Origin of the sequence: Paraburkholderia sp. GV068, from assembly GCF_003058125.1 — a bacterium.
In the GTDB taxonomy this organism is placed as follows: domain Bacteria; phylum Pseudomonadota; class Gammaproteobacteria; order Burkholderiales; family Burkholderiaceae; genus Paraburkholderia; species Paraburkholderia graminis.
Genome location: NZ_QBUB01000011.1, coordinates 198,112 through 211,612, shown reverse-complemented (window position 1 = coordinate 211,612; position 13,501 = coordinate 198,112). Strand labels below are relative to the sequence as shown.

The 13,501-nt window shown below is 64.2% G+C and carries 12 protein-coding genes; 7 read left to right on the top strand and 5 right to left on the bottom strand.

Annotated elements, in window-relative coordinates; all coding sequences use genetic code 11:
• The first annotated feature begins 33 nt into the window (after nt 1-33).
• The 4 genes from C8K18_RS22410 to C8K18_RS22395 all read left to right on the top strand — a co-directional run bounded on the left by C8K18_RS22410 (nt 34) and on the right by C8K18_RS22395 (nt 3,615).
• Entirely contained in the window at nt 34-879 is an 846-nt protein-coding gene (locus tag C8K18_RS22410; RefSeq protein WP_006046995.1) for a protein-glutamate O-methyltransferase CheR, read from the top strand.
• A 10-nt stretch (nt 880-889) separates the two neighbouring features.
• Nucleotides 890-1,516: a chemotaxis protein CheB gene (locus tag C8K18_RS22405; protein WP_006046996.1), complete on the top strand. Its 627-nt coding sequence runs from the start codon at nt 890-892 to the stop codon at nt 1,514-1,516.
• 9 nt (nt 1,517-1,525) lie between these two features.
• Nucleotides 1,526-2,650: a hybrid sensor histidine kinase/response regulator gene (locus tag C8K18_RS22400; protein WP_006046997.1), complete on the top strand. Its 1,125-nt coding sequence runs from the start codon at nt 1,526-1,528 to the stop codon at nt 2,648-2,650.
• 155 nt (nt 2,651-2,805) lie between these two features.
• Nucleotides 2,806-3,615 carry a LuxR C-terminal-related transcriptional regulator gene (locus C8K18_RS22395; RefSeq protein WP_044020182.1) on the top strand — a complete coding sequence of 270 codons (810 nt, stop codon included), beginning with the start codon at nt 2,806-2,808 and terminating at the stop codon, nt 3,613-3,615.
• A 42-nt stretch (nt 3,616-3,657) separates the two neighbouring features.
• On the opposite strand, the gene C8K18_RS22390 is transcribed toward C8K18_RS22395, so the two are convergent.
• On the bottom strand, nt 3,658-4,599 hold the full coding sequence (locus C8K18_RS22390) for a LysR family transcriptional regulator (protein ID WP_029970546.1): 942 nt from the start codon (nt 4,597-4,599) through the stop codon (nt 3,658-3,660).
• Between the two features lie 174 nt (nt 4,600-4,773).
• On the opposite strand from C8K18_RS22390, the gene C8K18_RS22385 reads away from it, so the two are divergent.
• From C8K18_RS22385 to C8K18_RS22375, 3 genes are all read left to right on the top strand, one after another.
• The gene (locus C8K18_RS22385) at nt 4,774-5,973 is read left to right on the top strand and encodes an amino acid aminotransferase (protein WP_107709861.1); all 1,200 of its coding nucleotides are present in this window, start codon (nt 4,774-4,776) and stop codon (nt 5,971-5,973) included.
• 72 nt (nt 5,974-6,045) lie between these two features.
• A complete protein-coding gene (locus C8K18_RS22380) occupies nt 6,046-6,837 on the top strand; it encodes a class II aldolase/adducin family protein (protein ID WP_107709858.1) in 792 nt (263 codons plus the stop codon).
• A gap of 4 nt (nt 6,838-6,841) precedes the next feature.
• Nucleotides 6,842-7,816 carry a 2-dehydropantoate 2-reductase gene (locus C8K18_RS22375; protein WP_107709856.1) on the top strand — a complete coding sequence of 325 codons (975 nt, stop codon included), beginning with the start codon at nt 6,842-6,844 and terminating at the stop codon, nt 7,814-7,816.
• 90 nt (nt 7,817-7,906) lie between these two features.
• On the opposite strand, the gene C8K18_RS22370 is transcribed toward C8K18_RS22375, so the two are convergent.
• From C8K18_RS22370 to C8K18_RS22355, 4 genes are all read right to left on the bottom strand, one after another.
• Nucleotides 7,907-8,107 carry a hypothetical protein gene (locus tag C8K18_RS22370; RefSeq protein WP_006047004.1) on the bottom strand — a complete coding sequence of 67 codons (201 nt, stop codon included), beginning with the start codon at nt 8,105-8,107 and terminating at the stop codon, nt 7,907-7,909.
• Nucleotides 8,104-9,852: an FAD-dependent oxidoreductase gene (locus C8K18_RS22365; protein ID WP_107709854.1), complete on the bottom strand. Its 1,749-nt coding sequence runs from the start codon at nt 9,850-9,852 to the stop codon at nt 8,104-8,106. Before C8K18_RS22365 ends, C8K18_RS22370 begins: the two co-directional genes overlap by 4 nt.
• A 173-nt stretch (nt 9,853-10,025) precedes the next feature.
• Complete coding sequence (locus tag C8K18_RS22360; protein WP_006047007.1) at nt 10,026-11,981, bottom strand: AI-2E family transporter; 1,956 nt, start codon at nt 11,979-11,981, stop codon at nt 10,026-10,028.
• 149 nt (nt 11,982-12,130) lie between these two features.
• Entirely contained in the window at nt 12,131-13,411 is a 1,281-nt protein-coding gene (locus C8K18_RS22355) for a DUF445 domain-containing protein (RefSeq protein ID WP_029970553.1), read from the bottom strand.
• Between the last annotated feature and the right edge of the window lie 90 nt (nt 13,412-13,501).

The window sequence follows — 13,501 nt, the reverse complement described above, 5'->3', positions numbered from 1 at the left end:
AAACGGATCAGCATAGCGACACGGAAAGAACGAATGAGCCAGCCAGAATTCGACGCACGGCAACGCATGAGCGATTTCGACATCGAGTTGAAATTGCTGCTGGAGGCTATTTACCTGAAGTACCAGCACGATTTTCGCCACTACGCGATGTCGTCGCTGCGCCGCCGCCTGTCGCAGGCACTCGATGAGTTCGGGCTCGGCACGCTGTCGCAATTGCAGGACCGCATCATGCGCGACAGTGAGCAGTTTTCGCGGCTGTTCCAGTATCTCACCGTGCAGGTCAGCGATATGTTTCGCGATCCTGCCTATTTTCTCGCGCTGCGTGAACATGTGTTGCCGCGTCTTCGCACGTATCCGTCGATCAAGGTATGGGTCGCCGGCTGCAGCACGGGCGAAGAGTTATGGTCGCTGAAGATTCTCTTCGACGAAGAGGGCTTGACCGAACGCACGCTGTTCTACGCGACCGACATCAATCCCGACGCGCTCGCGCGCGCCGAAGCCGGCATTTACGCGCTGGACCGCATTCAAGGCTTCACGCAGAACTATCTCGCGGCGGGCGGCACGCGCTCGCTGTCGGACTACTACCACGCGGCGTATAGCGGCGCGCGTTTCGCCGGCTCGCTCAAAGGCCGCGTGGTGTTCGCCGACCACAGTCTGTCCACCGACGAAGTCTTTCTCGAAGCACACCTCGTCTCGTGCCGAAACGTGCTGATCTATTTCGATCGCGGCTTGCAGGACCGCGCGTTGGGGCTATTCGAAAACGCGCTGGTACGGCGCGGTTTTCTCGGCCTCGGCAGCAAGGAGACGTTGCGGTTTTCCCGTCATTACGAAGCCTTCGACGAATTCCGTCCAGGCGAGCGTATTTACCAGAAGCGCTGAGACCAACGTGATGCCGCGCTCAATCACTCAACCTGACGTCGACGCAGCGCGTGACGCACAAGATGCGCGCGCGTGCGAACTCGTCGTGATCGGCGGTTCGGCTGGCGGCATGGAGGTCATCAACTTGCTGCTCGCCGCGCTGCCGGCGAGCTTTGCACCCGCTGTGATGATCGTCATGCATCTGCCGCCCGACCCGCCGAGCTATCTCGTGCATGCGTTGGCGCACCGTTGCGGGTTGCCCGTGATCGAACCGGACGCGGGCGAGCAGATCATGCCGGGCCGCGTGCATGTCGCGCCGCCCGGCTATCACATGCTGGTCGAAGTGGACCGGACCGTTGCGCTTTCAACCGATGCGGCCGTGCGTTTCTCGCGGCCTTCCATCGACGTGCTGTTCGAGTCCGCGGCCGACGTGTATCGCGAGCATTTGCTGGCGCTGCTGCTCTCCGGTGCGAACGACGACGGCGTGAATGGCTTGCAGCGCGTGCGTGCGTTGGGCGGCGTCGCGTGGGTGCAGGACCCGGCCACCGCCATGTCGTCCGAGATGCCGCGCACCGCGATTGAACGCGGCGCGGCCGACTACATCTATTCTCCCGAAACCATGGCCCGGCGGCTCGCAGCATGGCCGGCCTCTCTCTGACCCGATGCCATGTCGAACTCACCCGTCAATATTCTTATCGTCGACGACATCGCCCATAACATCACCGCGCTCAAGGCGTTGCTGACGCGTCCCGATGTGGCCGTGCTGGTGGCCGACTCGGGCACGGCCGCGCTCGATCTGCTGCTCAAGCACGAGGTGGCGCTCGCGATTCTCGACGTCAACATGCCCGGCATGAACGGCTTCGAACTGGCGGCGCTGATGCGCGGCAGTCCGCGAACATCGCATGTGCCGATCATCTTCCTGACGGCCACCGCGCAGGATGCGTCGCGCACGTTTCGCGGCTACGAAGCGGGCGCTGTGGACTTTCTCTACAAGCCGTTCGATCCGCGCATTCTGCAATCGAAGGTGGATGTATTCGTTCAGCTCGAGCAGCAAAAGCGCCAGCTTGCCGCGCAGCTCGTCACCACGCGTCAGATGCTCGAAGCCAACGAGATGCTGATGGCGGTGCTCAGTCACGATCTGCGCACGCCGCTTGGGGCAGTGCTTGCATCGGCGGAATATCTGATGCGAACCGCAGCCGATCAGCAATCCGCAACGGTCGCGGCGCGCGTTAAAAACAGTTCGCTGCGCATGGCGCGGATGGTCGATCAGTTGCTCAACCTCGCGCGTCTGCAAGGCGGACGTCTGCCGTTGCAGCCTCGTTCGATCGAACTGGCAACGCTATGCCGGTCGGTGATCGACGAATTCGCTTCGCGCGAGAACGGCAAGCGCATCCTGTTCACGAGCCGCGGCAATACGGCGGGCGCGTGGGATACGGATCTCGTGTGGCAGGCGGTGTCCAATCTCGTCAGCAATGCGCTGCACCACGGCGCGGCAGGCGACGTGAACGTGGAGGTGGACGGCGAAGCGGCGGATTTCGTGCGTCTGAAAGTGGCGAATCGCGGCGTGATTCCACCCGAGGTTTTTCCGCATCTCTTCAAGGCGTTCGGGCCCAACAACAACGGCTCGCGTTCGCGCGAGGGACTGGGTCTCGGCTTGCATATCGTCCATGAAATCGCGCGGATGCACGGCGGTACGGTCGACGTGAAATCGGACGAAAGCGGCGGCACGGTGTTCACGATCGAGTTGCCGCGAATGGTCACGCTGCAACGCGGGTCGTTTTCGGGGAGGTGATCGGGACGAACTGCGCGCGACGAACTGCGCGCGACGAACCGCGCAGTGCTTTTGCCGCGACGGCATGCGCTATGAACACCGCTGCCGACGCACGCCGCGACGCGCTGTGCTACGCTTGACGCACCCCATCCATGCCGCGCGAGCCCGAAGCCATCATGCGTTCCTGGCGCATTTCCCCGCCTCACCGAAACGAACAGATCAGCACCGCGCGCGCGGCCGATCTGGTCATGTCGATTTCGCACGGCGACGCCGACGCGCTCGCCGCCAGCATGCTGAGAACGGTCGGCGACATGATGCCGGTTTCGCAGTGCACCGTATTCGCGTATGAATTCGACGCACGGCCGCGCACCATTTCCGCCGCCGACCATCGCGGCGGGCGTTTTCTCCGCGACGTCGCGAATCGCTATGCCGCGCATTTTTATGCACTCGACGGCAACCGCGCGATTGTCGATAACCCGCACTCCCGCGACGCGCTCGTCTTGCATCAGCAGCAAAGCGACGAGATCGGGAACGAAGCGTATCGTGCGGCGTGTTACGCGCAGCCCAATGTGTCGGATCGCCTGTCGTTGCTCGTGCAACCGATGGAAAGCGTGTGGCTGTCGATCAACCTGTATCGCGATCGCGCTTACGGCGTCTTCGAGACGAGCGAGTTGCAGCGGGTCGAAAGCCTCGCGCAGCTCTTCGCGCAGGCGGCAAAAACGCATTACGCGCTGCATACGCAGCATGAAGAGAGTCCGGCGGCAACCATGCTCGCACGCGTCAGACGAATCTGCCCGGCGCTCACCCCGCGCGAACTCGACGTGCTGCGCGGCACGCTCGAAGGCGCAAGCGCCGTTGAGATCGCGGAACGAATGGGCGTGAAGCCCGCGAGCGTCGTCACCTATCAGAAGCGCGCTTACGCGCGGCTCGGCATTTCGGGGCAGCGGCAACTGTTTGCGCTATGCGTGACGCCGCAGCGCGGCTGATTTCCCGCTTGAACCACGCTTCAACCACGCCCCAACCGCGTTTCACCCGCGCTTCACCCGCGTATCCGCCTGCGTCTCACGATCCCAGCGCTTGAGCCACGGCAGCAAAAAATCCGCGAAGCCCGCTGCGGGCGGCGACAACGCGCGTTCGGTCGAGCGGTACAAACAGACCTCGCGGATCGTCTCCGGTTCGACAATCCGCTTCATCACCAGACCGAAGGTGCGTGCGAGCGGCGCCACGTAAGCCGGCGCGAGCGTCACCGCGAGGCCGCGCGATGCGATACCGAAAGCGGTGGTCACGTTGTCCACCACGTCCGCGGGAACGATGCGCGCCTCGACGGGGAGATCGGCGAGCATCTGGTCGACCGCCCGTTCGTGATCGCGGCCGGTCGCGACGATAGGGACGTCGCGCAACTGCTGCCATTGCACACGTCTGCGCGCGGAGAGCGGATGCGACGGCGAGCACCACATCACCCACGGACTTGCGAACGCCGCGTCCCGGCGCACACGCGCACCGCTTGGCCTGTCCGGCCCGATTGCCAGATCGACGTCCGCGCTTTCCACGCGCTCGACCAGTTGCTCCACCACGGTATCGCAAATGCGCACGACGACCTTCGGTTTGTCGCGCGCGTAATCGGCAATCGCCGCGGGCAACGCGGTGGACGCCAGCACGAGCGGCGCGCCGATCCGCACGATGCCGGCCGCGCGGTTGCGAATATCGTCGGCGGATTGGGCGGCGGCGCGCACGTGGCGCAGCACCGATTCCGCCGATGCGAGGAAATCCTGACCCGCGCTCGAGAGATTCACGCGCCGCGTGGTCCTGTCGAAAAGACGAAAGCCGAGTTCCGCTTCGAGTTCCGCGAGCAATTGGCTCACCGCGGACGAAGTCAGCCCCAGCCGTTCGGCCGCCGCGCCGATGCTGTGAAGATCGACAATGGCGAGAAACGCCTCGTATTGACGGATGGTGACGCGAGTAAGTGCCATGCTGCGATTCTAAAGAAAAACTTACGAATCGTGCAAAATCGGTTGATTGTAGATTGCCGCGCGTTCATCGACACTTGTCCCAATCGACGGAAGCACACAAAGGCGCTTAGACTTTCCGCCTCGCCTCTGTGGACGTATGCGTGCGCCACGCCAGGCTCCCTTCAAGGAAATGCCATGTTCGACCATATTCCCGCCTATCCCGGCGACCCGATTCTCAGCCTGAACGAAGATTTCCAGCTCGATCCGCGCCCGAACAAAGTCAATCTGAGCATCGGCATTTATTTCGACGACGCCGGCAAGCTGCCCGTCATGGATGCCGTGCGCCGCGCCGAAACCGCGTTGCTCGACGCAATCGGCCCGCGTTCCTATCTGCCGATGGCAGGCTTGCCGCTCTACCGGGAAGCCGCGCAGACGCTGGTTTTCGGCGCGAGCAGCGAAGCGCGCGCGGCGGGCCGCATCGCGACACTGCAAACCATTGGCGGCTCCGGCGCGCTGAAGGTCGGCGCCGATTTCCTGCGGCGCTATTTTCCCGCTTCACAAATCTGGATCAGCGACCCGAGTTGGGAAAATCATCGCGTCGTGTTCGAGGGCGCGGGCCAAACCGTCAACACCTATCCGTATTACGACGAAGCGACAGGCGGCCTGCGTTTCGCCGATATGATCGAGACGATCGGCCAATTGCCCGAGCGCAGCATCGTGCTGCTGCATGCGTGCTGCCACAATCCGACGGGCGTCGATCTGAGCAACGAGCAATGGGCTGAGCTCGTGCCGGTATTGCAGCGTCGCAAGCTGATTGCGTTCGTCGATATGGCTTATCAGGGCTTCGGCGCGGGCCTCGAAGAAGACGCCGCTTGCGTGCGTATGCTCGCGGAAGCCGACATACCGCTGATCGCAGCCAATTCGTTTTCGAAGAATTTCTCGCTGTACGGCGAGCGTTGCGGCGCATTGAGCGTGGTCTGCAAGAGCGCCGATGAAGCGGGCCGCGTGCTCGGCCAGTTGATGTCCACGGTGCGCGCGAACTACAGCAATCCGCCGACGCATGGCGCGCGTCTCGTCGCGAACGTACTGTCCGATGCGTCGTTGCGCGCTTCGTGGGAAGCGGAACTCGCCACCATGCGCGAGCGCATTCTCGCGATGCGCGGCACGATTCACGCGGGACTCGCCGGCCGTGTCGATGAAGTGATGCGCGCGCGTTACGTCGCGCAGCGCGGCATGTTTACCTATACGGGCCTGAGCGAGCGCCAGGTCGAGCGCCTGCGCAGCGAACACGCGGTGTATGTGCTGCGCTCGGGCCGCATGTGCGTGGCGGGTTTGAATGCGCGCAACGCGGAGTACGTGGCGTCGTCGATTGCCGCGGTGGTCGCGGGCGCATAGCGACCGCGGCAGCGCAGCCAACGCGAACGAGCACGCAACGCGCACAGCCAACAGATAACCCTGGAGACGTCGATGACGACACTTGATATGCCACCGGCAAGCGCGCCGCAAAAAGCCGGCATGCATGCGGACGAATGGCAGGCACGCGTTGAACTGGCCGCGTGCTACCGCATCTTCGACATGCTCGGCTGGACCGAGATGATCTACAACCACATCACGTTGCGTGTGCCGGAAAGCGTGAGCGGCGGCGAGCGCCAGTTCCTCATCAATCCGTTCGGCTTGCACTACAGCGAAGTCACGGCGAGCAACCTGGTGAAGATCGACGCGCAAGGGCGCGTGCTCGACGGCTCGCGTTATCCGGTGAATCCCGCTGGTTTCGTCGTGCATGCGGCGATTCACGAAGGCGTGCCCGGCGCGCATTGCGTGATGCACACGCATACCACGGCGGGCGTCGCCGTCGCGTGTCTCGAAGACGGTTTGCAGCAGACCAACTTCTACACCGCGCAATTGCACGAGCGCATCGCGTATCACGACTTCGAGGGCATCACCGTGCATGCGGAGGAAGGGCCGCGGCTCGTCGAACATATCGGCGACAGGCAGGCTGTGATTCTGCGCAATCACGGGTTGCTTGCATGGGGCCGCACGTTGCCGCAAACTTTCGCGGTTCTATGGACGCTCAACCGCGCCTGCGAGATTCAGATGGCGACGTTTTCGATGGGCAAGGCGCGGCCGGTTCCCGAAGACGTCGCGATGCGCTGCTCGCGCGACGCGTTGCAATTCGATCCCCGTCACGGCGCGGGACAGGACGTGTTCGATGCGCTCGTGCGGCGCGTCGAGCGCATCGATGCGAGTTACAAGGAATGAAGCGATGAAAGTAGCGATTTACGGCGCGGGCGCCATCGGCGGATGGATCGGCGTGAAGCTCGCGCAGGCGGGTCACGAGGTCGGCGTGGTGGCGCGTGGCGCGACGCGGGCCGCGTTGCGCGAGCAGGGCTTGCGGATGATCGAAGGCGGCAGCACGCAAACAGTCAACGTGCAAGCCGCGGAAGATCCTGTCGCGCTCGGCGTACAGGATCTCGTCGTGGTCGCGGTCAAAGGGCCGGCAATGGCCTCGGTGGCCGCGCACATCGCGCCGCTGCTCGGCGCGCAAACCGTCGTGCTGACCGCAATGAACGGTGTGCCGTGGTGGTTCTGCGACGGTCTGCATGGCGACTTCGTGGGCAAGCGGCTCAAGTCAATCGATCCCGACGGCGCAATCGCCGCCGCGATTCCAAGCGCGCAAACAGTGGGCTGCGTGGTGCACGCGAGTTGCCTCGTCGAGGCGCCGGGCGTGATCCGGCATCATCAAGGCAATGGGCTGATTATCGGCGAGGCTCTCGGGCGTCCGAGCGAACGCGTGAAGGCACTCGCCGAGACGCTGGCCGCGGCGGGTTTCAATGCGTCGGTGTCGGAGCAGATTCAGCGCGACGTCTGGTACAAGCTGTGGGGCAACATGACGATGAACCCGATCAGCGCGATCACGGGCGCCACCACCGACCGCATTCTCGGCGATGAACTGGCGCGCAACTTCGTCACGAGCATCATGCTCGAGGCGAAGGAAATCGGCGCGCGTTTCGGCATCCCGATCGATCAGGCGCCCGAGGACCGGCACGCGGTCACGCTGAAACTCGGCGCGATGAAAACGTCGATGCTGCAAGACGTGCAGGCGCGCAAGGCGGTCGAACTGGACGCACTCGTGAGCGCGGTCCGCGAACTCGGGCAATTGACCGGCGTGAAGACGCCTTATACGGATGCGCTGCTCGGTCTCGCGCGCTTGCATGCCAGCACGCTGGGTCTGTATTGAACGCAGCGCAGTGCCACGTTGAAGCAGAAAGCCGCCGCGTGTTTTTCTCGCGGCGGCTTTTTTTATGCCTGTTTTATAGGGCTATTCCAACTAAACAGCCGTCGCCGTGACGGCTTCTGACCTTGGCAAACGCGCCGCTTCGATCAAGGACAAAGCCCGTTGCGCGTCGTCGAGTCCGGTGATGCACAGCAGCGCAAGGCGAGCGAGATACAGCGGAGCATCGGCTTCGCCTTCGGCGGTGAGCGTATGACAAAGCGCCGTATAGACGCGGTCGAGATCGCTATCGGTCATGACTGGCTCTCCTTGTTTTCGATGTTCAGTGCGGCCATCAGCGCGCGCTGCGTGGTGGCCGCGCTGCCTTCGCGCCAGCGCGCGAGCACATGGCCGTCGGGGCGGATCAGGTAGACGGTGCCCTTTGCCGCATCGAGCATTTGATGCAGACGGCCGGTGTGATCGATTGCGGTTATGCCGTTAGCGTTGGCCTCGTCGCTTGCATGAACCACGGTGATTACGTTGAACGGAATCGCGCGGCTCGCCAGGTCCTCTTGCATGTCCCGCCACGCGCTCTCTTGCGATGCATCGGCGGAAAAGCGCAGCGCGGTGAAGCAGGGCGCAAGCAGATCGGTGAGGTGCATGTCGAGCAGCTTGCCATCGCGAATGGACTTGAGGCGGCACTCCGGCAGCACACTGCCTGGCGCCGCGCCATTGGTGAACGGGTTCTCCGTTGCTTCAGCCGCCGCGCGATTGAGCGGCGATTGCACATAAGCAATCGGATGCGTCTGCCGCGGATTGATCAGCGGACGCACGGCGGCATGACGTTCGGCGAGGCCCAACACGGCGCTTCTCATCAGCTCGAACGCGAAGGTCGGCGGCGCCATGAATTCGGTGCTCTTCATGCCGTAGCTTAAATTTTCGCGCGCGGCGAACACGCGCTCGTCGCTATAGCTGTCGAGCAGGTCGGGCGACGCGATGCCGTTCACCACGCAGCCGAGTTTCCAGCCGAGATTGTCGGCGTCGTCGATACCCGAGTTCGCGCCGCGCACGCCGAAGATCGGCACCAGATGCGCCGCGTCGCCCGCGAACAGCACCGAGCCGTGGCGATAACGTTCGAGCGTCAGCGCGTTGGCCTTATAGACGGTGATCCAGATCGGCGACCATTCGCCTGTTTCGCCCATCGCGTCCAGCACGCTTTGCACGCGCGGCATCACGTTGCCGGGTTCGACGGCGGCCTGCGGGTCTTCGTCGTCGCGTAGCTGGTAGTCGATGCGCCACACGTTGTCCGGCTGCTTGTGCACGAGAACGGTCGAGCCGGGATTGGACGGCGGATCGAAATAGGCGAGCCGCTCGGTCGCGCGATCGCTGTGCAGTTCGATATCGACGATCACGTAGCGGCCTTCGTACGTCGTGCCGGTCAGTTTGAGTCCGAGCGCCTCGCGTATCGTGCTGCGTCCGCCATCGCACGCGACGACCCAGTCGGCTTCCATTTGCCACGCCGTGTCGCCGGTCTGCAGATCGAGCGTGGCGCCGCGCGAGGCGTCCGACGCAGCGCGTTGCCCGATTGCGGTCACACGCGTTTGCCAGCGAATCTCGATCAGGTCCGCGTGCCGCTTCAGTTCGTCGAGCAGGAACTGTTCGATCTGATACTGCGCGATGTTGATCATCGGCGGCAGCGATTGCTCGTCGTCCTGATGCATCGAAAAGCGGAACACCTCGGCATCGCGATAGAAGCTGCGGCCGCCCGTCCACGGCAGACCTTTTTGCAAGAAGCCTTCAACGGCGCCCAGGCGCTTGAGTATTTCGAGGCTGCGCCGCGAGATGCAAATGGCGCGGCTGCCGGTGCATACGCTGTCGTCGGCTTCGATCAGAACGGAGCGCACGCCCTGGCGGGCGAGCGCCAGCGCGAGCGTCATGCCGACCGGCCCGCCGCCGACAATCGCAACGGACCGTCGCACGGGATCGCGTCCGTCGACGAGTGGAGGCACGGCGCCCCCGTAACGGCGCGGCGAAAATGGATAGGGTTTGAAGCTGCGGCTCATGCGGGTCTCCTCGATGTTCGCTGCATTCGCGGCCGCCGCCCGTGTTCGGTTCTTTTAGAAGCGGCGCGAAATGAAAAGCGATGAGCGAAGTATGAAGGAGAGCTTGTGCGCGCCTGTCCTCATTTTGGGTACAGGCGCGGGGTGCTTTTATGCGGGGGTTGGATCGACCACGATCAATCCGCCCCACCGGCGACATGCGAATGCCGGCCCGCCTGCAACGCCCACGCGGCGACCTGGCATTCTTCGATCATCGCGCGGAAGGTGGGCGCCGAGTGCGCCGCGGCAGTCGAGCCCATGCCGATGTCGTGCCCGTTTTCCGCGCTGCCGCCCACGCCGACCACGAGCGTCGCGCGCGGCCGCCATTCGCGCGTGCGCCGCAGCATGTTGCGCAGATACGGCGGCGAATCGGGCGCGTCGAGCGTGACGATGCAGATGATCGGCGCATTTTTATAGCTCGGTTCGTCGGCGCGCGCGCTGCGATAGCCCGAGTGCGTCGCCATGATCGGCGCGAAGCCGACGCGCCCGAGCAGTTGCACGGCGATGGCGGTCGTGACCTCGTCGAACGCGCCGCGTCCCGGCACGCATAGCACGGCGGTCTTTTCGTCGTCGTGATGTTCGGACGAATGCTCGCGGGTCTGCTCGTGCCGCTCCGACAGATCCGCCGATGACGCCGCGTGCAGCGCGGCCGCGTCGCCCGGCTCGGGACGCGCGAGGCGGTCCGGCAAGCCGTCCGCGATCTCGAGGTTTTCCACGATGTCCACCAGCGCTTCGTTGACGCTCGCCAACTGGTCGGGCATCAACACGCCGCGCATCGCGTCGTTGCGCGCGAGCTTGAGCCCTTCGAGCGCGACCTTGTCGTAGTAGTCGATCAGCGACATTTCGCGCAACAGACGCTCCGCCTGCACGATCGCCTCGTGCGGATCGTCGGCGAGCAGCCGCTGATAGAAGTTCTGCGCGGGCGTGAGCGCCGGCTGATCGCCGAGCAGCACCGTGAGAAAGTTCAGACGGTCGGCGTAACGCCCGAGCGTGACCACGCACAGCGTGAGCGGCGTGGACAGCACGAGGCCGATCGGCCCCCATAGCCAGCTCCAGAAAATCGCCGCGACCACGACCGCGAGCGGCGAGAGCCCCGAACGGTGCCCATACAGCAGCGGCTCCGCGATCTGCCCGGCGACCACATCCACGACGATGAACAGTATCAGCGTGTACACCGCCATCGTCCATTGCGGCTGAATCGCGGCGGCGAGAAACACCGCGAGAATCGCCGCGATCCAGATGCCGATATACGGCACGAAGCGCAGCAGCGCCGCGATCACGCCGAATAGCAGCGCGCCCGGCACGCCGATAATCGCGAGACCGATTGCAATCACGCCGCCCGCGCTCAGGTTCACGCCGAGTTGCGCGACGAAGTAGCGGCTCAGGCGCACGGCGGCGTCGTTGATCGCGGTCGTCGTGCGATGCAGGTCGCGCGAGCCGAACAGACTGATCAAACGGTCACGCAAATCCTCGCGTTGCAGCAGAATAAAAATCGTCACCACCAGCACGATGAAGGTCGTTTCGATTGGCGCGATGGCCGGCGACAACGCGCGCTGCGCGAGCTGCATCGGCGTAGGCGACGGCTCGTGTACTTCGACCGGTGTAGGCACCGCGGGCGCATTGCGCGCCGCGCGGCCGGTGGGACGCGGCGGCGGCGGCTTCGAGGGCGCGACGCGTTGCAGCGTGGCCGCGGCGCGGCTCATCAGCGAATCGGCGCGGCCGATCGTTTTCTCCTGCACGGTTTCGATCTTCTGCTCGATCGCCACCTGATACTGCGGCAAGTCGCCGGCCAATTGCACGAGCTGCGCGCCGATCAGCGCGCCGATAGCGAGCAGCGCGGCGAGCGCGAACAGCACCGCAATGAAGATGGACGGCAACTGTCCCATGCGCAAACGCCGCAGCATCTGCACGAGCGGCGCGAGCAGAAAGCTGAGCAGCACGGAGAGCGTGATCGGGATCAGCACCGCGCGGCCGAAGTAAAGCGCGCACACCACCACGACGCCCGTGATCACCGAGGCAAGGCCGTGCAGGCCTGGTGCGCCAGGCGGATAAACGCGATTGGGCCGCCCAGGCGGCGGCAACGATATTTTCATGAGCACACTGTCCGATTGTGTGGCGCGGTCGCTTCTGGTCCGGCGCGATGGACGCGGCGGCGGCATAGGCCGTGTGCGGCCCATGCGGGAGAGCAAACCTTATGCCCGGATTGTAGGCGCTTTGCGTCGCGCGACGCTATATCGCGCGCTCAGCCGATGTGCACGCGCAGCAAGCCGAACAGTTGCGTGCTCACATAAAGCAGCAAACCGATAAAGCCGCCGACCACCGTTCCGTTGATGCGGATGTATTGCAGATCCCGGCCGATGTTCAACTCGATTTGCCGCGACATCTCCGGCGCGTTCCAGTTTTTCACGGTATCGCTGATATGCCGTGTGAGGAATCGCGCGAACTCGGGCGCCATCGCGCGCGCGGCTTCTTCGAGGTGATCGTTCAGCGACTGGCGCAACGCCGGATCGTTCGCGAGTTCGCGGCCCACCCATTGACCGGACGCGACGACTCGCGCATGCAGCGCCGAGTCGCTGCTATGCAGATCGCGCTTGAGCCACGCGCGCAATTCGCCCCACATGTCCTTCACATACGAAGCGAGCGCTTCGCCTTCCACGAGATAGCGCTTCAGTTCCTCGCCTTTTTGCAGGAACGCGGGGTCGCTCTTGAGCTTGACGATCAGCTTGTGCGCGGCGCCGTCGAACTTCTGCCGCAGTTCGTGCGTCGGGTTCTCGCTGATCTGTTCGAGCATGCGGTTCACCGCGTTGGCCAGCGCCTCGGCGCCTTTTTCGCCGAGCCATGCAGACGGCAGGATCTTCTCCATCTTCGGATATTCGCTCTTCACCCAATCGACGATACGTTCCGCGATAAACTCGCGCGCCTGCGGTTCGCGCAGCAGCGCGACGACCTGTTCGATGCCGGCGTCGAGCAGTTCCTGGTGACGGCCGTCCTTCGTGAGCGTATCGAGAATCGAGCCCATCGACTGCGAGAGGTCGACCTTCGCGAGCACGTCGCGCAGCGCGTCCTTGATGAAGACCTGGATGCGCACGTCGTCGGTGAGATCGAGCATGCCGCTCGTCAGCTTCACCACGTAATCGCCGAGGCGCGCGCTGTTGGCGGGCTCGGCGAGCCAGCGCGCGATGCTCTGCGCCGGGTCGTGCTTCCTGATCAGACCGACGAGCGACGGCACGTCGAGAAATTTGTCCTGCACGAAGACGGCGAGGTTGTCGGCGATCTTGTGCTTGTTGCGCGGAATGATCGCCGTATGCGCCGACACGAGCGGAATCGGCACGCGCCGGAACAGCGCGGCGACCGCGAACCAGTCCGCGAGTGCGCCGACCATCGCGGCCTCGGCCACCGCCTTGATACCGTCGATCCACAAGCCGCGCGGCATCAACGCGGTCGCGACGAAGACGCAGGCCGCGGCCGCGAGCAGCAGCAACGGCGTGCGTTTGGCTTTCTTCAGTTCGAGTGCTTTGTTCATCGGCGAGAGAGCCCGGGTCTGGAAACGCGAGTTTAGCGCCGTGAGGGGCGGGGCGGGGCCATGCGAGGCGATGTGAGGTGACGAAGCCCA

Coding starts and splice junctions, on each gene's coding strand:
- C8K18_RS22410 (WP_006046995.1), top strand. CDS start 34: ATGAGCCAGCCAGAATTCGACGCACGGCAACGCATGAGCGATTTCGAC.
- C8K18_RS22370 (WP_006047004.1), bottom strand. CDS start 8,107: ATGACCGATAGCGATCTCGACCGCGTCTATACGGCGCTTTGTCATACG.
- C8K18_RS22390 (WP_029970546.1), bottom strand. CDS start 4,599: ATGGCACTTACTCGCGTCACCATCCGTCAATACGAGGCGTTTCTCGCC.
- C8K18_RS22375 (WP_107709856.1), top strand. CDS start 6,842: ATGAAAGTAGCGATTTACGGCGCGGGCGCCATCGGCGGATGGATCGGC.
- C8K18_RS22360 (WP_006047007.1), bottom strand. CDS start 11,981: ATGAAAATATCGTTGCCGCCGCCTGGGCGGCCCAATCGCGTTTATCCG.
- C8K18_RS22380 (WP_107709858.1), top strand. CDS start 6,046: ATGACGACACTTGATATGCCACCGGCAAGCGCGCCGCAAAAAGCCGGC.
- C8K18_RS22395 (WP_044020182.1), top strand. CDS start 2,806: ATGCGTTCCTGGCGCATTTCCCCGCCTCACCGAAACGAACAGATCAGC.
- C8K18_RS22400 (WP_006046997.1), top strand. CDS start 1,526: ATGTCGAACTCACCCGTCAATATTCTTATCGTCGACGACATCGCCCAT.
- C8K18_RS22355 (WP_029970553.1), bottom strand. CDS start 13,411: ATGAACAAAGCACTCGAACTGAAGAAAGCCAAACGCACGCCGTTGCTG.
- C8K18_RS22365 (WP_107709854.1), bottom strand. CDS start 9,852: ATGAGCCGCAGCTTCAAACCCTATCCATTTTCGCCGCGCCGTTACGGG.
- C8K18_RS22385 (WP_107709861.1), top strand. CDS start 4,774: ATGTTCGACCATATTCCCGCCTATCCCGGCGACCCGATTCTCAGCCTG.
- C8K18_RS22405 (WP_006046996.1), top strand. CDS start 890: ATGCCGCGCTCAATCACTCAACCTGACGTCGACGCAGCGCGTGACGCA.